The organism is Pseudomonas sp. B707 (assembly GCF_022496685.1).
GTDB lineage: Bacteria > Pseudomonadota > Gammaproteobacteria > Pseudomonadales > Pseudomonadaceae > Aquipseudomonas > Aquipseudomonas paraglycinae.
The window spans coordinates 144952-167069 of the sequence record NZ_WTVE01000032.1 but is presented as its reverse complement, the minus strand read 5'-3'; the positions used below and the strand labels follow the sequence as shown (position 1 = coordinate 167069).

The following is a 22118-nucleotide window of genomic DNA, read 5'->3' as shown; positions in this document are numbered from 1 at the left end:
AAAGAGCGCAGATTATGCCAATTCAGCGGCCTTTAGAAGCTGACTACGCAACCACCTGCCCTGCCTTTCGGCCCTAGACTGAGGCGACCGAATCGACAACGAAAGGGGTGCGACATGGCGAGTCTCTGGCTGTTTTTCCTGGCGCTGGCAGTGGTCTTTCTGTTGCCCGGCCCGGACATGATCCTGCTGCTGCAGACCGGCGCTCGCCAGGGGCGCGGTGCAGCGCTGGCCACGGCGGTGGGTCTGGCCATCGCCCGAGGCTGTCATGTAGCGCTCGCGGCGTTGGGGCTGGCGGCGCTGTTCAAGGCGGCGCCGTGGACGTTCGATGCCGTGCGGATCGCCGGGGCGGCGTACTTGCTGTGGATCGGCATTCAGTGCCTGCGCACCACGCTGCTGCCGGATCTGAACGCCGGCACCATCACGGACAGTCATGCGCAGTGCTACGCCGCCATCCGTCGCGGCCTGTTGACCAACCTGCTCAACCCGAAAGCGTTGCTGTTCTGCTCGGTGTTGCTGCCGCAGTTCATCGTGGCAAATGGCGCACCGGTGCTGACGCAGTTTGCGCTGCTCGGCGCGATGCTGGTGGGCGCCGGCCTGCTGTTCGACAGCGCCTACGCCCTGACCGGCGCCGCGCTGGGCCGCTGGCTGAAACACAGCCCGACGGCCCAACGGGTGCAACAGTGGCTGTTCGGCAGCCTGTTGATCGGCTTTGCGGTGCGCCTGACGTTCGTCCAGCAGGCTTAGGCTTTGCGAGACTTGCGCTGACGGCGGGTAATGATCACCAGCACAATCACGGTTAACCCGACAATGGTGCCGATCTGTACTGCACGCTTGTAGGGTCGCAACACTCCCCGTACAGCATCGACAACCTGGGTGACGTAGCGTTTGTCGGCGCTGGCGAAATCCGGATAAGGGCATTGCTGGCCGAAATAGCCACCCCAGCCCATGTACGGACCTTCTTTCACATATCGCTGATACAGCGCGCTTTGCTCTTGCAGGCTGCTATTGAAACCGGCCGCCGAGCACAACACAGCGGCAAACGCCTGACTGGTGTGCGGCAGATTATCCGCCGCACGGCTGGCCAGCGCCGTGGCAACAAACCGATAGTGATAGCGCTCATCCGGCTGCGCTTCACTGGCCTTCTGACGTTGGACTTCGGCCTCGCTCACCAGCGGTCCGACTTTCAGCTCGGCGTTTTCCAGACTGAAGTTGCCACCAAAGGTCGCGTAATCCGGGGCCATTTCGTAGCCCAGTATGTCCATGCCCCACTCACGGGCTGTCCACGCAGCATTGAACAGTGCGCTGGCACGTTTGGTTGGCCACCATGCCGAATCGGCTTTGAGGCGTTGCTCACCATAGAGCCGCGCCTTGTTCTGCAGATCCGCGCTGTCGAAATAGCCAACCGCTTCTTCGTAGTGCCCCTCACGCAACAAACGCCGCCCCAGCAGATTACGCAGACTGGCGGCCACCGGCAGCGGCACGTAATTGTCGCGATCCTGCTGGCTCAACGCAGGCGGCGCCGGGACGTTGGTATCGACATAGTTTTTCAACTCCTCGACCGTCAGCACGCGCTCGGCCACGGTCGCGGCGTCGAACCAGTAAATGTGCTGGCTGCGATACAACTGATCGAAGGCCTGCAGGTACTCGCCACGTTGCAGCGCCAGAATGGCGCTTTCACCCTCGACCCGGCATTTGGGCTGCACGCTTTCGAGATTCCAGTCGGCAGTGCGCCGCTCGCCCCAGGATTCGTCCTGCGGGAACGCTTGCGCGGCTTTCGCATAAGCCGCAGCCGCCGCGTTCCTGTCGCCATCGCGCACCGCCAGTTTCGCCCGCAGCCACCACGCCAGGCCGCTGTCGCCAGCGTGTTCGAGGAACGCCTTGGCGCTGGCGTAATCGCCCTGTTGATAATTCATCGCCGCCAGACGATCAGCGTTATCGAGGCTGCCGCGGGTGCTCGCTTGCAGGGCCTTGACCAGCTTCTTCTCGTTCGGCGGCTCATCACCGAACGACCAGCCGATCCGGCTGATCAGCGAGGCGGTCACCAGTTGCTGCACCGCTTCGCGGCGCAGCAATTTCGCCAACCGATCTTCGGGCTCCTCGGCCAGTTCGTTCATCAACTGCTTTAGCGAGGTATACCCGACGTTCGAGCCGTGCAGGTTTTGCGCGGCATACAGCTTGATGGCGTTGTTCCAGTCACCCGCCATGCGCAACGCCCGCGCCTCTTCGCCAAGGCTGGCCACGCCCAGTTCCAGCGGATCGCTGAAGCCGTCGATGCTCAGTTGCCGCGTCTGGCGGAACGCGTCGATAGCGTTTTCCCAGGCTTCAAGCGCATCGCCCGATTCGCTGCTCATGGCAAAGTACGCCCGGCCCAGAGAATAGGCAGCCCAGGTGCTGCGTAACGCCCGCTGATCGGCCGGCAGCGCCAGCAACTGACGGAAATACTCGACCGCCAGTTGATGGTCACCGGCGCCGAACGCCACCGCGCCCGCCACATACAGACGCAGTTCCGCCGGCAGGCTCGCGCCCTGCACGTCGACCTGATGCGCATCGGTCAGGCCGCGCAGTTGTTTGACCAGCGCTTGCTGATCAGGCGTCAGGCCGATCTGCTCGGCCTTGTCGCGCACCTCGGCGGGTTCTGGAGCCTCGGCGTAGATGTCATCCGGATTGTGGGTGGCGGCGGTGACGTTCTTCAGCCCGGCGATGGTTTTGCCGAGGCGACTGATCTCGAACCTGAAGTTGCCCTCCGGCAGCTCCGCCAGCGATTGCCCGCGATCGTCGAGCAGACGCATCGGGAAATCCGGGCCGCAGGCCAGCGCCGAGCCCAGCGGCAGGCTGAGGCTCAGGCAAAGCAGATGGCGCGGCCAGTTACGGGTCAACATGCGAACCTCCTTGATCAATATTTGCGCAGCGTGCCCAACCGATCGCACGCTGCCCGTTCGCCGGCAATCGGCCGTCGCGCAGGCGGGTGAAGGTAAGCAGATCCGCCGTCTGTTGCAACGCATAACCGGCGAGCGCATCGGCACCTTCGCAGCCCCGGGCCTTGATGGTGATGCGGGCGGGCCAGGCGCTGTCGAGGTTACCGACGTTACGCAGGGCGATGTCTTGCAGGCCGTTCTGTTCGGTGAACGTCAGTCCGAGCTGGCTGCTCAATGCATCGCCTCGGGCGACCGCACGCAACGTGCTCAGGCTCCAGGCTCTGCGGTCGTTGGCCAACGGCAGCCGAAACCAGATCAGACCGGCCAGATGCGCCGGGCGATCCTCGCGTAACTCATTGGCCAGCCGGCCCAGTTGTTGCGGATCGGCGAGCAATTCGCGTCGCTGGCCACCGCGCTCGAGCGGCACTTCGCTTTCCACCACCGGGGCGCCGTCGGCAGCCGCCAACAACGCCACGCCATAGGCCGGCAGTGCCAGATAAAACGGTTTGTCGGTCACCCGCCCCCAGGCCTTGGCCCAGCGCTGGGCCAGCTCGGGATCGAACAGACCGCGACGCGGATCGCTGACGGCATGCACCTGCAACACGCTGCTGTCGACGGTCGCCAGCAGCGCCGGCAATTGCGGGCTGTCGAGCCAGGCGGGCAACGCGGTGATGCTCAGGGGCAGATTGGCCGGCAATGCGCCGCGCAACTGAGTGAGAAATTCAGTGTAAGCAGGCAGTCGGGCATTGCCGGCGTCATGATCGATCTCGACGCCGCTCAGGTTCAGCCCCTGGCCTTGCCAGTCAGCGAGCACTTGAAGGATTTGCGCCGTGACCGCTTGCGTATCGAGCGCCTTGAGCTGGCCGTCGAGGCGAATCACCGCAATCAACGGCCGCGCATCGTGTTTCAGCAGCGCGAAATCGACGCGTGCGAGACTCCAGCCGTCATTCGGGAAAGCCTGCAACGCCAATACCCGCAACGTCGAAAAGTCGTTGCGACTGTCGTTCAAGGCACGTTCATGGGCTGGCGTCCATTGCCGTTGCCAGACGTAAAGCTGCTGATCGAGCGGCACCGCGTCCTGTCGTTCACAAGCACACAGCAACAACACAGCCACCAGGGCCAACCACCCGATGATAAAGCGCATACCTTGCAGATCCCTGAGACATCAAGCTGCAAGGTTACACAAAAGCGTTCAGGGCTTGCGGGCAATGATTACCTGACTCTTGGCCACCACCGCATCCAGCGCCTGCTTGATCTGCGCGCCGCGCGGTGAGTCGAGCACCGCTTGCCAGGTCTCGGCCCAATGGTTTAGCAACGGGTGATCCGGGTTGCTGAAATCGACCTTGGCCTCCCAGAACAGCAACATCCACATCGACCAGTAAAAGCCGTACTGGCTATGGCTGATGATCTCGAGTCCCGCCTCGCTGACCATCGCCTTGAACTGCTCTTCACTGATGATGCGAATGTGGTTGGGCTTCTGGAAATACTCCGGCGCGGCGATATCTTTCTGCAGGTCTTCGGAGCTCGGATGCGGCACGCTCAACAGGTACAGCGCGCCCGACTGACCGACGCGCACCAGCTCGGCAAGGAACTGCGCCGGGTCGTCGACGTGCTCGATGACTTCGGTGGACACCACACGAGTGGCGGTGCCATCGGCGATCGGCAGCGGATTGCAGTCGGTGACATGGCATTCGACCCCACGCGCCGGGGTATCGCTCAGGCGCTGGCGGGTCGCCTCGACCTTGGCGCCGTCGATGTCGGCAATGATGATCTTCGCCCCGCGCATGCCGCAGAAATGCACGTTGCCACCGTCGCCGCAGCCAACGTCCAGCAAGGTGTCATCGGCGGTCACCGGGAAGCCTTTGAACAGCTCACCGGTTTCCTGGTTGAACCAGCCGCTGAGCATCGCGTCGTGCAGGCCGAGCATGTACGAATCGACCTTCCCGGCAGCTGGCTGCTCGGGCATCGGTGCAGGCGTCGACGCCGTGAGTTTCTTCAAAAGGCTCAGCATGAGGTGGCTCCAGAGGATGGGACGGCGATTCGCGATGTACCGAGGCGCCGCACCAGGGCAGCGCCTCGATTGCGCATCGGCATTTCGATGAGACGGTAATTGAGCTCGCTGAGCAGCACGATCAGACCGAACGCCAGCAACAGCGTGATGATCGGGTGACCGGCAGGGCTGGACATTCCCGCCTCCTGCAAGCGGAAGATCAGCTCACGCACCAGTTGGTAAGCCGGAATGTGGATGAGGTAGATCCCGTAGGAACGGCTGCCGACCCATGCCATCAACTGTTGCAGCCTGCCGGCAGGCAGCAGGTAATCGCGGTTGTACGAAGCGATCCACACCAGCAGCGCACCGAGCACGGCAATCGAGCCGATGCGGTAAGAAACAAAGGTGAAACGGTCGGTGGCCATGTAGCTCAGCAGCAGCGCCAGCACGATCAGCGCACCCACTCCGGCCCACGGGCGGTGCAGGAAAGTCGGCTCCCACCGGCGATAGCCCGGCTGCATGCTCCACATCGCCAGCAACACACCCAGGGCCAGCGCATCGGTACGGATGACCATCAGTATCGGCGTGCGCAGGGTGAACAATTGCACCGCAACCAGTGCCAGCAGCGCCCAGACCAGATGCTTGCGGCACACCAGAATCAGCAGCGGGAACAGCAGATAGAACTGCTCCTCCAGCGCCAGGCTCCAATACACGAAACTGCTGCCGTACTCGTAATGAAAGAAACTGTCGGCAAAACGGAAGTTAGCGTACTGCAACACGCCCGCCAGCGTCGCCTGCAGGTTGGCGTGCAGCGTACCGAACGCTCCGGAGCGATTGAGAAACAGGCACGCCAGCAACATCAGCGCCAGCCACAGCCACGCCGACGGCAGCAGACGAAAGACCCGGCGCAACCAGAAGTTGCGCGTCTGCTCCCAGTATTCCTGACGGGTCGTGCAACCTCGCAACGCCGGGATCAGGCTGCGGGCTATGACGAATCCGGAGATCGCGAAAAACAGATCGACGCCCCACCACGGCTGCGCCCAGGCGTGGATTTTTTCCAGCAGGGGTACCGGGTCGGTGAACAGGCTGCCCTGCAAATGATGAAACAGCACACCGAGCACCGCGATCGCCCGCAGCACTTCGATGTCCAGGATTCGTTTGTCACTCATGCCTGGGGCACCTCGGTGCCCGCGGATGCCTGATGCTCGAACAGTTGCGCGAGAAAAACCTGCAACCGCTGCTCTGCCACTGCCTGACTGCAGAAACCCTGCAGACTGCTGACGGCCCGGGCCGCCATGTGTGCGTAACGCTGCGGATCGTGTTTCGCCACTTCGTAGCTGTCGCGGTAGGCCACGCAGACCGACGCCCAGTTGGTCATGTAGCGCAGGGTACGGAAAGCCCTGCGCGGATCGTGAGGCCAGGCGGTAAGTTCATCGGAGGACTCGACCAGGAATGCGTTCTCGGCACTCAGGTAATCGATCATCGCCGTGGTCCGCGGCGCCACGGCCGGCTTGCCGCAGGACATGAATTCCATCAACGGCAGGCACTGGCCCTCACCGTAAGAAGTATTCACCACGTAACGCGTGGCCTGTACCAGACGCTCGTAGTCCGCGTCCGCGAGGTAGCCATAAATCAGCACGATGCGACAGCGATAGGACTGGTTCTTATACAGGTGATGAAGAATGTCGCTGAGCGCTTCTTCGGCATCGTGGTGCGTGAGCTTGAGTACCAGCGTCGCGTCTTCGATGTCGCGAAACGTCACGCAGAATGCGCTCAGCATGTCTTCCCAGTTCTTGCGGCCGTCACCGGGATTGAACACCGACGTGTAGACGACCCCGTCCAGCAACAACTCTTGCTCGCACACCGGTGCCTGGAAATCGATGCCCTCACCACGGCGCAAATGTTCCGGGCCGAAGGCGTCGAGGTCGAGCTGGCGACTGTCGGCGATCAGTCCCTTGATCGTCAGTCGCACCGGTCCGGTCGGAGACTGACCCTGAAGCTGCGCGCCTCGGGCTGCGAAGCGATCCCATACCGGCGCCGGGACCGCGACAATCGGGTAATCGGCGCCCATGGCCTCGCGCACGGCATTGACCGTGTAACCGGAATGGGTGATCGCCGCACCGCAGGCCCGGAGCACCGTGCGCCAGTCGTTGCGCGGCTCGTTGTCGAAGGGTTCGTTGGGGATGGTGCTGAATTCCCAGGCGAATACCGGCAGTGTCGGGCACGCGAGGTGGATCGGCGTGCGGTGCGGCGGCGAGAACGACAGAAACACGCAGGGCTCGCCACGGGCTAGGCATTCCAGATACAACGCATCGACTTCGCGCGCCGGATCAACGACTTCCACCACACGCCCAAGGCGTTCGAGCACCGGCCGGTACTCCTTGAGTACGAAGTAGTAGCTGTACTCCGAACGGCCGAGGTTTTGCGCGATGGTGTGCTGGTTGGTTTCCGAATGAATGATGATCAGCATGAGGCGTTGTCCGTCACAGGGGCGGCATCGGCGGCCAGTGGCTCGAGGCCGAAAAAGTCCGCCATGCGCCGTTGCACCGGGGCGAACGCGCAATAGTCGCGCATGCGTTCGACAGCGGCGGCAGACATGCGCGCGTACTCCTGCGGCTGCGCCCTGGCCATCCGGTAGCTGTTCTCATAGGCGCTTTTGAGCGAAGCCCAGTCCGGCCGATAGCGCAGCGTGCGATAAATTATCCGGGTGTCCTGAGGCCAGATCGTCAGCTCTTCGCTGGACCGGACGACGAAGGCCACCGTATCGTCGATGTAGTCTTCCATGGCCGTATGGTCCGGGGCGATCACCGGTTTGCCGCTGGACATGAACTCCATCAGCGGCAGGCACAGGCCTTCGCAGCGTGAGGCGTTGACGTAAAAACTGGCGGCCTGGTAAAGCCGCGCGTATTGCGCGTCGTCCAGGTAACCGTGCATCACCAGCACCCGGCAGGCGAACGGTGTCAGTTGCGCGAGCAGGGTCATCAGTTCGCTGTAGTAGGACGCCAGATCATTCTGGGTAATCTTCAGCACCAGCGTCGCGTCAGGCGTTTCGCGAAAGGCCCAGCAGAACGCGGTGATCAGGTGGTGCCAGTTCTTGCGGCCGTCTTTGGGGTTGAACACGGTGACGTAGATCACGCCTTCCACCGCGGTCTCGACCACTGAGGAGGTGTCCGGCAAATCCAGCGGGGGTGGCTCGACCACCGCCACCGCATGCGGAGCGGCGATGGCCGGGAAACGTTTTTCAAGCCAGGCGTGTGCGCTGTCCGACAGCAGATCCTGCACACCCTCCCAGTACCAGTGGTGCAGGAATTTCACCCGTTCTTCACCCGCGCCCAGCCTCCACAGACGCAGATAGTGACGGGCAATGACCAGGCGTCGTTTGACCGTCAGCGGTGGCGGGCGCAGTGCCTCGATTTCAGCCAGTTGTTCGGCGGTCAGCGGTTTGGGCAGCAAATCGTCGGCAGACAGTCCCAGCGTGGGGCTGTCGAAAATGCAGCCCTTGATCGCCAGGGTCGCGCCTGGATTGATCGGCGCACTGACGTGCTGCTCACGAATGGCGGCGAAGTTTTCCCACAAGGGCGTCGGCAGCACGAGTACCGGAAAGTCCTCGCCCATGGCGCGGCGAATCGCGCGGGCGGTGTGGCTCGACAGCGTGATGACCCGTCCCTGTCGTGCGAGCATTTGCGTCCAGTCGTGGCGCGGATCATCGTCCCACGACTCGTCCGGGATCGAATCGAACTCCCATGCGATCACGCAGATCGTCGGGCATTCAAGATCGCTCGGGGTATTTTGCGGCGGAGTAAAAGACAGAAACACGCTGGACTCGCCGGCAGCAAGCAGCCGTCGATAGAGCGGATCGACCTCGGCGGTGGTGGACACCACATGCACCTGCCCGAGGCTTTCAAGCACCGGGCGATAGGCCTTGAGCACGAAGTAATAGCTGTATTCGGGACGCCCGAGACTCTGGCTGATGGAGCGGTCGTTGACGTCCGAGTAGAGAATGAAATTCATGGCATCCCACGGTGAAACCGCCATCCCGGCAACTTCACGCTATGACGGCCTGGCCATTGGATCGAGTCGGCAGGGCCGATGCTCGTCCAGTGTTCCGGGACATGTCTTCGTTCTTGTTTTAGTGGTCAGATTCACCCGGTTGCACACCCACTCCGGCAGCGTTCGGGGAACCGTGACGAGGGGCATTCTAAACACATCCGTTGAAGGTTCGGGAACCGCCCGACGAGAAAAACGCGACTACGCTGACGAGAACTGACCGGTCACGGTTTGGCCGGTTGAAATTGCTGCGCAATTGGCACAGATTGGCAGTCAAACAACTACAACAATGACTTCACCTGCCGTTCTGCCCGGTTTTACCAGGGGTCTGACAGACATTCCCTTAAAGCCTGTGGGAAGAGGTGAAAGTTAAAGACCAAGGGGTCGCTGTTTGAAAAAAAGTCTGTTCATCACGGGCCTCGGTGGGTTCGTAGGACAACACATCCAGTCACGTCTGCAAGGGGAAGACGCGTCGTGGCAGCTTCTGCCTGCCGCCTCGGCCTACGACCTGACAAAACCGGACAGCCTTATCGATCTGTGGCCGCAGCTGCCCGATGCGATCATTCACCTGGCTGGACAAACCTTCGTCCCCGAAGCTTTCCGCGACCCGGCACGTACTCTCGACATCAACCTGCTCGGCACTCTGAACCTGTTGCAGGCCCTCAAGGCCCGCGGCTTCAAGGGCACGTTCCTGTATGTCAGCTCGGGCGACGTCTATGGCCAGGTCGAAGAACCCGCGCTGCCGATCACCGAACAACAACCACCCTGCCCGCGCAATCCCTATGCAGTCAGCAAGCTGTCGGCGGAGTTCCTCAGCCTGCAATGGGGGCTGAGCGAAGGTTGGCCGGTACTGGTCGCGCGTCCGTTCAACCACATCGGCACCGGGCAGAAAGACAGTTTTGTCATCGCCAGCGCCGCGCGGCAGATCAACCGTATCAAGCAAGGCCTGCAGGCGCCGCAACTGGAAGTCGGTGACATTGATGTCACCCGCGATTTCCTCGACGTCGGCGATGTGGTCTCGGCCTATTTCGCGCTGCTGGAAAAAGGCACGCCGGGGCAGGTGTACAACATTTGCTCAGGCCATGAGCAAAGCATCCGCAGCCTCATCGAACAGATGGGCGACCTGGCCCAGGTCAAGCTGCAACTGGTTCAGGATCCGGCACGTATGCGCCGCGCGGATCAGCGTCGCGTCTGCGGCAGCCACCGACGGCTGGCCCGGATCACAGGATGGACGCCGCAAATCACTACACAACAATCCCTGCGGGCGATCCTGTCCGACTGGGAGACGCGAGTACGACAAGAATGACAAAAAGTGCATTGATCACAGGGATCACCGGCCAGGATGGCGCGTATCTGGCCAGACTGTTGCTCGACAAGGGTTACAAGGTTCACGGCCTCGTGGCACGGCGCAGCAGCGACTCGCGCTGGCGTCTGCGCGAGATGGGCGTTGAAGCCGACATCGTTTACCTGGACGGCGACATGGCCGACGCCTGCTCGGTGCAGCGCGCGGTGATCAAGTCGGCGCCGGACGAGGTGTATAACCTGGCGGCCCAGAGCTTCGTTGCCGCCTCCTGGGACCAACCGGTAACCACCGGCATCGTCGACGGCCTGGGCGTGACTCACTTGCTCGAAGCGATCCGTCAGTTCAGCCCGCACACGCGTTTCTATCAGGCGTCCACCAGCGAAATGTTTGGCCTGATCCAGGCCGAGCAACAGGACGAAAACACGCCGTTCTATCCGCGCAGCCCTTACGGCGTGGCCAAGCTCTATGGCCACTGGATCACCGTCAACTACCGCGAAAGCTTCAACCTGCACGCCAGCAGCGGCATCCTGTTCAACCATGAATCGCCCCTGCGCGGTATCGAGTTCGTCACCCGCAAGGTCACCGACGCTGCGGCCCGGATCAAGCAGGGCAAACAGCAGGAGCTGGCCCTGGGCAACATCGATGCCAAGCGCGACTGGGGCTTCGCCGGTGACTACGTCGAGGCCATGTGGCTGATGCTGCAACAGGACAAGCCCGACGATTTCGTGGTCGCCACCGGCGTTACCACCACCGTGCGCGAGATGTGCCGAATCGCCTTCGATCACGTTGGCCTGAACTACCGCGACTACGTGAAGATCGACCCGGCGTTCTTCCGCCCGGCCGAAGTCGAAGTGCTGCTCGGCAACCCGGCCAAGGCCCAGCGCGTGCTCGGCTGGAAACCCAAGACCGACCTCGACACCCTGATCCGCATGATGATGGATGCAGACATGAAACGCGTCGCCAAGGAGTAGGCCATGCTGATCCCCGTGATTCTGTCCGGCGGTGCCGGCACCCGTTTGTGGCCGGTGTCCCGCGAGGGCCACCCGAAGCCGTTCATGACCCTGCCCGACGGCCAGTCGCTGCTGGGCAAGACCTACCGGCGCGCCGCCGCGCTGCTGGACGGCTGGGGCGACATTGTCACGGTGACCAACCGCGAGTACTACTTCCAGAGCAAGGATCACTATCAGGCCGCGCGCCTTTCACGCCATCGCGGGCACTTTCTGCTCGAACCCACCGGGCGCAACACCGCGCCGGCCATCGCGGCGGCAGCGCTGTCGCTGCAAGCCCTGCACGGTGATGCAGCGATCATGGTGGTGATGCCTGCCGACCATCTGATCTTCAACGAAGACGCGCTCAAGAGCGCGGTCGAACATGCAGTCAATCTGGCAAAAGACGGTTATCTGGTGACCTTCGGTGTGGTGCCGACCGCCCCGGAAACCGGATTCGGCTACATCGAAACCGGCGCGCCACTGGACGCAAACGGCGCAGCCAAGGTGCAGCGCTTCGTGGAAAAGCCCGACCTGCAAACCGCGACCCATTATCTGGAGAGCGGCAACTTCCTGTGGAACTCGGGGATGTTCTGTTTCACCACCGCGACCCTGATCGCCGAGTTGGCGCTGCACGCCCCCGAGTTGCTGGAACAGACCCGCGCCTGCATGGCCGCCAGCGAACCGGTGGAAACCGTCGGCTGCCTGCAACAGGAACTGTCGCCCCAGCTGTTCGCCGAGATCACCGACATCTCCATCGACTACGCGCTGATGGAGCGCTCGGAAAAGGTCGTGGTGGTGCCCGCCGGTTTCGACTGGAGCGACATCGGTTCGTGGGGTGCCGTAGCGGCGCTGGTGCCGGCCGACGCTGACAACAACCGTGCGAGCGGCGAGGCGATCTTCATCGACAGCCGCAACAACTTCGTTCAAAGCGAAGGCCGGCTGGTGGCCGCCGTCGGTGTGGAAGACCTGATCATCATCGACACCGCCGACGCCGTGCTGGTGGCCCACGCCGACCGTGCTCAGGATGTGCGGCGCGTGGCCAAGCAGCTCAAGGACAAATCCCACGAAGCCTATCGCCTGCATCGTACGGTCAGCCGTCCGTGGGGCACCTACACCGTGCTCGAGGAAGGCCCGCGCTTCAAGATCAAGCGCATCGTGGTCAAACCCGGCGGCAAGCTGTCGTTGCAGATGCACCATCACCGCAACGAACACTGGGTGGTGGTCGAAGGCATGGCCAAGGTCACCAACAACGGCAGCGGCACGACCCTGGTGGCGAAGAACGAATCGACGTTCATCGCCGCCGGTCACAAGCACCGTCTGGAGAACCCCGGCGTGATCGACCTGGTGATCATCGAAGTGCAAAGTGGCGAATACCTGGGAGAGGACGACATCGTCCGCTTCGAAGACCAGTACGGCAGGACGGTTTAAATGCTGCTTTCCCTGTATCGCTCGCTGCATGACTATCGAGGCTTCATTCTCGGCAGCGTGCAGCGAGAGTTTCAATCGCGCTATCGCAATTCACTGCTCGGTGCCTTGTGGCCCGTGTTCAACCCGCTGTCGATGATCATCGTCTACACCGTGATCTTTTCCCACATCATGCGCGCACGCCTGCCGGGCGTGGATGACAGCATGGCCTACAGCGTCTACCTCTGCGCCGGTCTGCTGGCCTGGGGGCTGTTCTCTGAAATCACCCTGCGCAGCCAGACCATGTTTCTGGACAACGCCAACCTGCTGAAGAAAATCAGCTTCCCCAGAATCTGCCTGCCGGTGATTGTGCTCTGCAACGCGGCAATCAACTTCGCCATCATCATCGGCCTGTTCCTCGGCTTTCTGCTGATCACCGGGCGCTGGCCGGGCATGGCGCTGCTGGCGCTGATCCCCCTGATCGCGCTGCAAATGATGTTCTGCGCCGGGCTGGGCATGATCCTCGGCGTATTGAATGTGTTCTTTCGCGATGTCGGTCAGCTCTTCGCCATCTGCCTGCAGTTCTGGTTCTGGCTGACGCCGATCGTGTACCCGATGAGCATCCTGCCGGAGTGGGTTCAGCGGCTGCTGCAACTCAACCCGTTGACCAACCTGATCGGCAGCTATCAGAACCTGTTCCTGTATGGGCAGTGGCCCGTCTGGAGTTCGCTGCTGCCGGTGTTCATCACCGCGCTGGTGATGTGCCTGATCGGCCTGCGGCTGTTTCGCAGGCGTGTCGGTGAAATGGTGGATGAACTCTGATGGGACATATTCGCGTCACCGGCCTGGGCAAGGCCTATAAGCAGTATCCCAATCGCTGGAGTCGCCTGGCGGAATGGCTGATCCCGTTTTCGCCCCTGCGCCACCACCAGCATTGGGTGCTGCAGGATGTCGCTTTCGAAATCGCTTCCGGCGAGGCGGTGGGCATCGTCGGCGCCAACGGTGCGGGTAAAAGCACCTTGCTGAAGATGATCACCGGCACCACTCAACCCACGTGCGGCAAGATTGAAATTGAAGGTCGCGTCGCCGCATTGCTGGAATTGGGCATGGGCTTTCACCCGGACTTTACCGGCCGCCAGAACGCAATCATGGCCGGGCAACTGCTGGGTCTGCAGGTCGACGAAATCGAAGCGATGATGCCCGAGATCGAACATTTCGCCGAAATCGGCGAGGCCATCGACCATCCGGTCCGCACCTACTCCAGCGGCATGCAGATGCGCCTGGCCTTCAGCGTCGCCACCGCACGGCGACCGGACATCCTGATCGTCGACGAAGCACTGTCGGTGGGTGACGCCTACTTTCAGCACAAGAGCTTCGATCGCATCCGCAGCTTCCGCAAGGCGGGCACGACATTGCTGATCGTGTCCCACGACCGCTCGGCGATCCAGTCGATCTGCGACTCGGCGATCCTGCTCAAGGACGGCCACATGGCCATGTACGACAAGCCGGAAGTGGTGCTCGATTACTACAACGCCCTGATGGCCGAACGCGAAGGCCAGATCGTGCGTCAGGAAATGCTCGCCGGCGGCGAAGTACGGACCGTGTCGGGCACAGGAGAAGCCGTCATCCTCGGGGTGCGCCTGCTGGATGAACAGGAGCGCTCCATCGAAGCAGCGGAGGTCGGTCAGCCGGTAGTGCTGGAAGTACAGGTCGAGGTGCGCAGCGACATCGAACGAATGGTGCTCGGCTTTCTCATCAAGGACCGCCTGGGCCAGATGATGTATGGCATCAATACCCATCGCCTCGACAAGGCCCTGACGGATCTGCACGCCGGAGAACGTTTCACCTATCGCTTTGCCTTCGTGATGGGTCTGGGCAAGGGCAATTACTCGGTATCGCTGAGCCTGTCGCGACTGGACTCTCATATGGATCGGAACTTCGAGTGGCGCGACTATGGCCTGGTGTTTCATGTGATCAACGGCCGGCAGGAAAATTTTGTCGGCTGCTCGTGGCTCGACGCCAAGGCCTCGATAACCCGCCATACCGCCGCTGCGCTGACTGAGCGCGCGCCATGACCCGGCTGCTGGTCGAATGCACCCACGTGTTCAAACACCCGAAGGTCAATTCGGGGATTCAGCGGGTGGTGCGCAACGTCATCAAACAGCTGCCGCCGAGCGCCGAAGGGGTCGAATGCGTGCCGGTGATCCTGCTCAAGGGCAGGCTCTACCGTGTGACGCGTCTGGCGCCGCTGGACTCACCGCTGTTCAATACCATCGCCACGCTTGGCGAACGCCTGGAACGGCTTGCCCACCGCTTCTGGCAAGTGCATCAGCGGCTGGACACACGCTGCCGAACAAAGCTGACACGACGTTTGTTGTACGTCGGCTATCGCCTCACGTCGTTCGGTGTATTCGGGATACCACTGCGGTTGGTCGAGCAGATCAATCGCTATCAACTGGATCGACGCAGTGAGCCGCTGCAACACCAGCCCGGCGATCATCTGGTGTTGCTGGACTCGTCCTGGCATTCGGACTTTTTTCTGCACGCCGAACGCCTCAAACATGAAGGTCTGGGCATCGTCGCGGTGATCTACGACCTGATTCCCCTGTCCCACCCGCAGTTTTACGACACGCGGCTGGTCGAGGTGTACAGCGAGTGGTTCGACTGGATCGCCCACAACGCCGACGGTTTCATGGCGATTTCCACCACCGTGCGCGATCAAGTGCGTGCAGAACTGCAACGTCGCCTCGGATCGGAACAGACCGGCAAACGCTGGTTCGACTATTTTCACCTCGGTTCCGAGCTGGATCTGCAGAGCGTTGAAGTTGCCGTCGAACCGCGTCTGGAACGGCTGTTCGCAACGCCGGAGCCAGTGTTCCTGATGGTCAGCACCATCGAGCCGCGCAAGAACCATGACTATCTGCTGGATGCCTTTGATCATGCCTGGGCGGACGGCTCGAAAGCCCGGTTGTGCATCGCCGGACGCATTGGCTGGAAGTGCGACACGCTGCTCGCCCGGATCCGCCATCATCCCGAACTGAACCGGCGCCTGTTCATGTTCAACGACCTGAGCGACACCAGCCTCGAACACGCCTACGCCCATGCCAGCGCGCTGGTGTTTCCGTCGTTCGTCGAAGGATTCGGCCTGCCGCTGGTGGAAGCCATGCAGCGCGGGCTGCCGGCGATGGGCAGCGACATCCCGGTGTTTCGCGAGATCGGCGGTGAGTTCATGGCCTATTTCGATCTGCAGGCCCCGCAAAGCCTCGCCGATCTGGTGCAGTCCTTTGAACGCAGCGGTCGATTCCCCGCCGCCCGCGATGTCAGCGACTGGCAGTGGAACGGTTGGCGCGAAGCCAGCGCGCAACTGGCCGAGCGTACCGCACGCCATGTGCTGGAGGCGCCTCAGGTGCCAGCGAGGCAACATGCGCATAGCCCTTAACGCCCGGATTCTCCAGGCACCGCGCACCGGCATCGGCCATTACGTCGCCGAGCTGGTAAATGCCTTGCACGCGGACACCGATATCGACGTGGCGCTCTTCCATGGCTGGGGCTGGAGTTCGCAGCTGCCGGAAGCAGCGATGCCCGGTTATTCGCGTCTGACGCCATTGCTGCGGCAGATCCCCGGCGCCTATCAGGCCCGCCGCTGGCTGGAGCAGAAACGCTTCGATCAGGGCCCGGCGCACCCGGTCGATCTGTATCACGAACCGAGCCTGTGGCCGCTGGCCTTCGATGGCCCGACCGTGATCACCCTGCACGATCTGACGCACCTGCATTTCCCCGAGACCCAGCCGCCGGCACGGCTGCGGGAAATCGAGCGACGACTCGCCGACGGCGTACGCCGGGCACGGATCATCCTGACAGACTCGCAAGCCATCGCTGACGAGGCACGGGAATATTTCGGACTGCCTGCCGAGCGTTTCGTGGTCGCGCCGCTGGGTGTTGCCGAGCGTTTCCATCCGCGCGAGCCGGAAGGCATCGACACGGTGCTCAAGGCCCATGCGGTCGAGTTCCGGGAGTATTTCCTCTGCGTCGGCACTCTGGAGCCACGCAAGAACCTGAACCTGGCTCTGCGCGCCCACGCGCTGTTGCCGGATCTGGTACGCCAGCGTTTTCCGCTGTTGATCGTCGGCATGGCCGGCTGGCAGCGCGACCAGTTCAGTGATGAATTGCAGCAGGCGCTGGCTTGCGGGCACGTGTGCCTGCTCGGCTACTTGCCCGATGAGCAAGTCGCGCAATTGCTGTCCGGCGCCCGGGCGCTGATTTTTCCGTCGCTGTATGAAGGTTTCGGCCTGCCGGTGCTGGAAGCGATGGCCAGCGGCACGCCGGTGGTGCTCACCCACTCCTCGGCCATGCCGGAAGTGGCGGGAGACGCCGGCAACTATATTGAAGCTGACGATGCAGACGGCTTGCGTGATGCGATGAGCCGACTGATCGAAGATCAAGCGCACTGGCAGGCATGCCGGAAAGCCGGATTGCAGCAGGCACGGCTTTTTTCCTGGAAGCGTTGCGCGCAGGCCACGGCCGGCGCCTACCTCCAGGCCATGGGAGGTTGAATGCGGGTTCTGCATTTTTTCAAGACGTACCTGCCTGACTCGGTCGGCGGTATCGAACAAGTGATCTTTCAACTCTGCGAGAGCGGCGCCCAACACGGCATCGACGGCCAGGTGCTGACCCTTAGCGCCAATCCAGAGCCTGCTGTGGTGCGTCTCGGCCAGCACGAAGTGCATCGGGCAAAACTGGATATCCAGTTCGCCTCCACCGGTTTTTCCTGGAGCGTGTTCAAGCAGTTTCGCGAACTGGCCGCCGAAGCCGACGTGATCAACTACCACTTCCCGTGGCCGTTCATGGATCTGGTGCACTTCGCCAGCGGCGTGAACAAACCGACGGTGGTGACGTACCACTCGGACATCATTCGCCAGAAGCACCTGCTAAAGCTCTATCGCCCGCTGATGAACCGCTTCCTCGCCAGCGCCGACCGGATTGTCGCGGCCTCGCCTAACTATCTGCACACCAGCGATGTGTTGCAGCAATTCCAGGACAAGACCCGCGTCATCCCTTATGGCTTGAACAAGGCAGGTTATCCACAGGCCGATGTCGAGCGCATGAACCGCTGGCGCCAGCAGCTTGGGGATAAGTTTTTCCTGTTTGTCGGGGTGATGCGCTATTACAAAGGCCTGCACATCCTGCTTGATGCCTTGAAGGACGTTGACTACCCGGTGGTGATCGTCGGCGCGGGCCCGCTGGAGCAGGAGCTGCACGCCCAGGCCGCCGCGCTTGGCCTGAAAAACATTCATTTCCTCGGCCGTCTGAGCGATGAAGACAAGGTCGCCCTGCTGCAACTGAGCTATGCCATTGTCTTCCCGTCGCACCTGCGCTCGGAAGCGTTCGGCATTTCTCTGCTCGAAGGCGCGATGTACGGCAAACCGATGATTTCCAGCGAGATCGGCACCGGCACCAGCTACATCAATATCCACAACGAAACCGGGCTGGTGGTGCCACCGAGTCATCCACAGGCGTTTCGCGAAGCGATGCGCACCCTGTGGGAAAACCCGGCCCGCGCCGCCGAAATGGGCCTCAAGGCAGAGGCCCGCTATCGGCAGTTATTCACAGCCGACGAAATGGGCCGCAAGTGGACCGAGTTGTATCAGGAGCTGCTGGAGGAAAAGGCGTTGTCCTACGCCTGATCCCTTACAGATCCAGCACCAGCGGCTGGGCACTCTGCGCCGGCACCGCGCAGCAAATCAGCACCTGCCCCTCCTCCGGCACTTCAGCCGGAGGCTGTGGATAATTCACCGCGCCGCTGATCAGCCGGGTCTTGCAGGTGCCGCACGAACCACCGCGGCAACTGAACTCCGGACGCAATCCACGGCTTTCCGCCAGCTCCAGCAAACTGCCGCCGTCGGGCTGCCAACGTGCTTCCTTGGCCGAACGCTCGAACAGCACCGGTACCGATGTGGTCGCGGCGGGCAATTGCTCGATCACGATCGCATCCGGATCGGGTTGGCGCTTGAGGGTCGAAGGGCCGAAGGTTTCGGCATGGATCTGCCCGTCCCGCACATCCAGTTCACGCAGAGTGTCATAGATACCCTGGGTAAAACCGCCGGGACCGCAGAGCACGAAGTCGACCTGATCGAAGTCCTCGTCGGTCAGCAGATTGCGCAACAGATCGCCATCGATACGGCCACGCAGGTCGAAGTCTTTTCCTTCGACCAGATCGTCTTCCGGCTGACTTAGCACTCGCAACACTTTCACGGCATCACCGGCGTCCTCCAGCAACCGATCCACCTCTGCGCGGAACGGCTGGTCGGCGAGGCTGCGGGAGCTTTGAACAAACAGGGTCGGACGAATCCGCCGCGTCCGCAGGCCCTGATACACCACCTCACGCAGCATCGACAGCAACGGCGTGATGCCGACGCCCGCAGCCAGCAGCACCAATGGACGACGTTCCAGCGCCGCTACAGTGAAATGCCCCTGGGGCAATCGCGCCTCCAGCACGTCGCCGACGCGAATCTTTTCGTGAAGGTGGGTCGATACCCGCCCTTCGCGTTTCACGCTGATCCGGAAGAAATCATCCGACGGCGCGCCCGACAGGCTGTAAGTACGGATGTGCACCTCACCGTCGAGGTTGAACCGAAGCGGCAGATGCTGCCCGGCGAGAAACACCGGCAGTCCTGCGCCATCGTCCGGCTCCAGATAGATCGAGCGGATGTGACGGCTTTCCATTTCGACTTTTGCCACGCGCAATGGCCGCCAGCTGTCCCCCAATGCCTTGGCCTGCAATCGTGCATCGGCCTGGGCCCAGTTGCCGGTCAGCAGGCTGGTGGGTGACATGCCGTCGAAGCGCCAGCGAAGAGCCAGCGCTGCCGGACGCCGAACCAGTTTTTCCACCTCGAAAGTCCACAACCGTTCGGCGCCCTGGAAGGCCTCGATCTGCGGCGCCTCGAGAATGATCTCGGTGCGACCGCTGAGCTGCAACACATCGCCTGTGGAAAAGTCGATGAACAGCAAGCCGGCCAAGGGATTGAGGAGCAGGTTGCCCAACGTATTGAAGTGCAGGTTGCCGGCAAAATCAGGGATCGTCAGGCGATTACCCTCGATCCGCACAAAACCGGGCTGACCGCCGCGGTGGGAAACATCCACCGAACGCTCACCGTCGACATCGACATAACTGGCGACGAAGAAGGTGTCGGCACTTTCAATCAGTGCAATGGCGGCGTCATCAAGGCTGTCACGGTGTTCGGCTTTGCGGGTCTGCGGATCCGTCAGCGGCACTCGCTGAAACTGTCGCAATTGAATGTACTGCGGGCAGTTGCCGAACGACTGATCGACCGTCAGCCCGAAGCCGTTCGCATCGAAATTATCGATGTGGCCATTTAGCCGATTGCGCCGGCGGGTGTGCAGTTCGATCCCAAGCAGACCGATCGCTGCGCCAGCCTTTAACTGTGCAGGATCATCAGCAGCCGGCAGACTTGCGAACTGCAGTTGCGTCGGCTCGGGAGAGTGAGCAAAGCCCGGCTCGCCCTCCAGCACACTGGCCCAGGGGCGACCTTCGGCATCCACCGCGCCGTACAGCATGAAGGGCAATTGCTGATAGAACTGGCGGTGTTGATCCGGCATCCAGGTGCGAATCACCTTACGACCGAATTCCTCCATGCGCTCGGCAACGCCGACATGGGCCTGCAACTGTTGCTCGCCAGCGTGCCACGGTGAACGTTCCATCACGGTCTCTCCCCTGCGCCGTCGGCACAGATTGAATGTCAGACGGTGGTTTGCAAGCCGGCAACGGTGCGCGGCATGCCGACAAAACCGGGCAGCGCTTCGATACGCGAGAGCCAGGCGCGAACGTTAGCGTAGTCGTCCAGCGATACATTGCCTTCCGGCGCGTGGGCGATGTAGCTGTAGGCCGAGACATCGGCAATGGTCGGCTCAGTGCCGGTCAGGTAAGGGGTTTTGCCCAGTTCCGCATCCATCACCTTGAGAAAATTGTGCGCACGGGTGATGACCTCCTCGGCGTTGAACTTCGCCCCGAACACCGTGATCAAGCGTGCGGCAGCGGGCCCGAAAGCAATCGGCCCGGCGGCGGCCGACAACCAGCGCTGCACGTGCGCGGCGCCGACCGGATCACTTGGCAGCCAGCGGCCATTGCCGTATTTCTGTGCCAGGTAGACAAGAATCGCGTTGGAGTCCGCGAGCACCACACCATTGTCATCAATGGCCGGAACCTGGCCGAAGCTATTGATGGCCAGATATGCCGCCTGTTTATGTTCGCCCTTGGCCAGATCGACGAAGATCAGCTCGGTCGGCAGTTGCAACAGTGACAACATCAGCTCGACGCGATGGGCGTGGCCGGAACGCGGGAAGTTGTAGAGTTTGATCGCTTGCATGGTCGACTCCGCTGGATGATGGCGCCGTTCAGGATGGACGGTGGCCGTAGGAGCCATCTTCCCCTGATCGCGAAAACAACAGAATCACCAGCAAATGCAATCCATTATTTCTCTGGATGAAATAACGCAGCGTTTTTCAGCGCCGGATGCTCGCGCAGCGCCTGCACGATGAAGTCGACAAAACTGCGTATCCGCGCCGGCGCCTTGCGCCCGCCCTGATACACCACATGGATCGGCAGAGCAGGCAGTTCAAACTCGGCGAGGACGATTTCCAGTTCGCCGGAAGCCACCTTGCCGGCCACCTGATAAGACAGCACCCGGGTCAACCCCAGACCCAACGACGCCGCTGTGATCGCAGCTTGATTGGCGGTAACCACCAGACGCGGCTCCGGTTTTACGCCAATGAGCTCACCGTTTTCCATGAATGGCCAACTGCGCTGCTGGCCGATGGCCGACGTCGCCACCACCGGCGCCCCGGCCAAGGCCTGCGGATGGGTCGGCCGGCCATGGACCGCAAAGTATTCCGGCGAACCACAAATCACCCGCCGCACCTCACCGACCCGGATCGCATGCTGATTGCTGTCCGGCAACTCGCCGATGCGCACCGCGACGTCGACGCCCTCCTCGACCATGTTCACCACCCGGTCGAGCAACAGGGCATTGATGGAAACGTCCGGGTATTGCGTCAGATAACGCGCCATTACCGGCGTGACGAACTGTTCTCCGAATAAAACTGGCGCCGTCACCGTCAACTGCCCACGGGGCTGGGTATGACTGCCGGCAGCGGAATCCTCCGCTTCCTGCACCTCGGCGAGAATTCTCCGACAGTCTTCCAGATAACGCAGACCCGCTTCGCTCAAATGCACGCTGCGGGTGGTACGGATCAACAACTGCGTACCAATTCGCTGCTCCAGCCCCGCCACTGCCCGGGTCACGCTGGCTGCCGACAAACCCAGGCGCCGCGCGGCAGCGGAGAAGCCCTGCTCCTGGGCAACGATGGCGAAGACTTGCATTTCCTGGAAGCGATCCATGGTGCCCTCGATCCGGATAAAAAAATCGCAGCCGAAGCTGCGATTTTATGGGGGT

Annotated in this window: 18 protein-coding genes; 9 read left to right on the top strand and 9 right to left on the bottom strand. The window is 62.0% G+C overall.

Going from position 1 to position 22118, the window contains the following annotated elements; genetic code table 11:
- Window positions 1–114: 114 nt before the first annotated feature.
- Entirely contained in the window at window positions 115–744 is a 630-nt protein-coding gene (locus GQX66_RS21905; RefSeq protein ID WP_085747984.1) for a LysE family translocator, read from the top strand.
- On the opposite strand, the gene GQX66_RS21900 is transcribed toward GQX66_RS21905, so the two are convergent.
- The 6 genes from GQX66_RS21900 to GQX66_RS21875 are packed head-to-tail and all read right to left on the bottom strand — an operon-like array spanning window position 741 to window position 8916.
- Window positions 741–2879: a hypothetical protein gene (locus tag GQX66_RS21900; RefSeq protein WP_085747985.1), complete on the bottom strand. Its 2139-nt coding sequence runs from the start codon at window positions 2877–2879 to the stop codon at window positions 741–743. The two genes, GQX66_RS21905 and GQX66_RS21900, sit on opposite strands and share 4 nt — an antisense overlap.
- Window positions 2866–4059: a DUF3142 domain-containing protein gene (locus GQX66_RS21895; protein WP_129972459.1), complete on the bottom strand. Its 1194-nt coding sequence runs from the start codon at window positions 4057–4059 to the stop codon at window positions 2866–2868. The genes GQX66_RS21900 and GQX66_RS21895 overlap by 14 nt, the downstream gene beginning before the upstream one ends.
- Before the next feature lie 48 nt (window positions 4060–4107).
- Window positions 4108–4926 (bottom strand): class I SAM-dependent methyltransferase, encoded by an 819-nt coding sequence (locus GQX66_RS21890; RefSeq protein ID WP_085747987.1) that lies wholly within the window; start codon window positions 4924–4926, stop codon window positions 4108–4110.
- Window positions 4920–6074, bottom strand: coding sequence for an acyltransferase (locus GQX66_RS21885; protein ID WP_129972460.1), 1155 nt, complete (start codon window positions 6072–6074; stop codon window positions 4920–4922). The genes GQX66_RS21890 and GQX66_RS21885 overlap by 7 nt, the downstream gene beginning before the upstream one ends.
- On the bottom strand, window positions 6071–7375 hold the full coding sequence (locus GQX66_RS21880; RefSeq protein WP_085747989.1) for a glycosyltransferase: 1305 nt from the start codon (window positions 7373–7375) through the stop codon (window positions 6071–6073). The genes GQX66_RS21885 and GQX66_RS21880 overlap by 4 nt, the downstream gene beginning before the upstream one ends.
- Window positions 7369–8916: a glycosyltransferase family 4 protein gene (locus GQX66_RS21875; RefSeq protein ID WP_240871361.1), complete on the bottom strand. Its 1548-nt coding sequence runs from the start codon at window positions 8914–8916 to the stop codon at window positions 7369–7371. Before GQX66_RS21875 ends, GQX66_RS21880 begins: the two co-directional genes overlap by 7 nt.
- Window positions 8917–9343: 427 nt before the next feature.
- Between GQX66_RS21875 and GQX66_RS21870 the strand changes: the two genes are divergently transcribed.
- From GQX66_RS21870 to GQX66_RS21835, 8 genes are read left to right on the top strand one after another with little or no spacing between them, the layout of a single operon-like run.
- Window positions 9344–10258 carry a GDP-mannose 4,6-dehydratase gene (locus GQX66_RS21870; RefSeq protein WP_240871358.1) on the top strand — a complete coding sequence of 305 codons (915 nt, stop codon included), beginning with the start codon at window positions 9344–9346 and terminating at the stop codon, window positions 10256–10258.
- On the top strand, window positions 10255–11226 hold the full coding sequence (gmd, locus tag GQX66_RS21865) for a GDP-mannose 4,6-dehydratase (RefSeq protein WP_007954189.1): 972 nt from the start codon (window positions 10255–10257) through the stop codon (window positions 11224–11226). Before GQX66_RS21870 ends, gmd begins: the two co-directional genes overlap by 4 nt.
- 3 nt (window positions 11227–11229) lie before the next feature.
- On the top strand, window positions 11230–12672 hold the full coding sequence (locus tag GQX66_RS21860) for a mannose-1-phosphate guanylyltransferase/mannose-6-phosphate isomerase (protein WP_240871355.1): 1443 nt from the start codon (window positions 11230–11232) through the stop codon (window positions 12670–12672).
- On the top strand, window positions 12673–13470 hold the full coding sequence (locus tag GQX66_RS21855) for an ABC transporter permease (protein WP_085747994.1): 798 nt from the start codon (window positions 12673–12675) through the stop codon (window positions 13468–13470).
- A complete protein-coding gene (locus GQX66_RS21850; RefSeq protein WP_102687920.1) occupies window positions 13470–14723 on the top strand; it encodes an ABC transporter ATP-binding protein in 1254 nt (417 codons plus the stop codon). Before GQX66_RS21855 ends, GQX66_RS21850 begins: the two co-directional genes overlap by 1 nt.
- The gene (locus tag GQX66_RS21845; protein WP_240871339.1) at window positions 14720–16087 is read left to right on the top strand and encodes a glycosyltransferase family 1 protein; all 1368 of its coding nucleotides are present in this window, start codon (window positions 14720–14722) and stop codon (window positions 16085–16087) included. The genes GQX66_RS21850 and GQX66_RS21845 overlap by 4 nt, the downstream gene beginning before the upstream one ends.
- A complete protein-coding gene (locus GQX66_RS21840) occupies window positions 16071–17201 on the top strand; it encodes a glycosyltransferase family 1 protein (protein WP_240871336.1) in 1131 nt (376 codons plus the stop codon). Before GQX66_RS21845 ends, GQX66_RS21840 begins: the two co-directional genes overlap by 17 nt.
- A complete protein-coding gene (locus GQX66_RS21835; protein WP_085747997.1) occupies window positions 17202–18332 on the top strand; it encodes a glycosyltransferase family 4 protein in 1131 nt (376 codons plus the stop codon).
- Window positions 18333–18336: 4 nt separating this feature from the next.
- On the opposite strand, the gene GQX66_RS21830 is transcribed toward GQX66_RS21835, so the two are convergent.
- The 3 genes from GQX66_RS21830 to GQX66_RS21820 form a co-directional block, all read right to left on the bottom strand.
- Window positions 18337–20367, bottom strand: a complete 2031-nt coding sequence (locus tag GQX66_RS21830; protein WP_240871333.1) for a pyridoxamine 5'-phosphate oxidase family protein — start codon at window positions 20365–20367, stop codon at window positions 18337–18339.
- Window positions 20368–20405: 38 nt separating this feature from the next.
- Window positions 20406–21032, bottom strand: a complete 627-nt coding sequence (locus GQX66_RS21825) for a glutathione S-transferase (RefSeq protein WP_064379665.1) — start codon at window positions 21030–21032, stop codon at window positions 20406–20408.
- A 104-nt stretch (window positions 21033–21136) separates the two neighbouring features.
- The gene (locus tag GQX66_RS21820) at window positions 21137–22063 is read right to left on the bottom strand and encodes a LysR family transcriptional regulator (RefSeq protein WP_085747999.1); all 927 of its coding nucleotides are present in this window, start codon (window positions 22061–22063) and stop codon (window positions 21137–21139) included.
- Window positions 22064–22118: the final 55 nt, after the last annotated feature.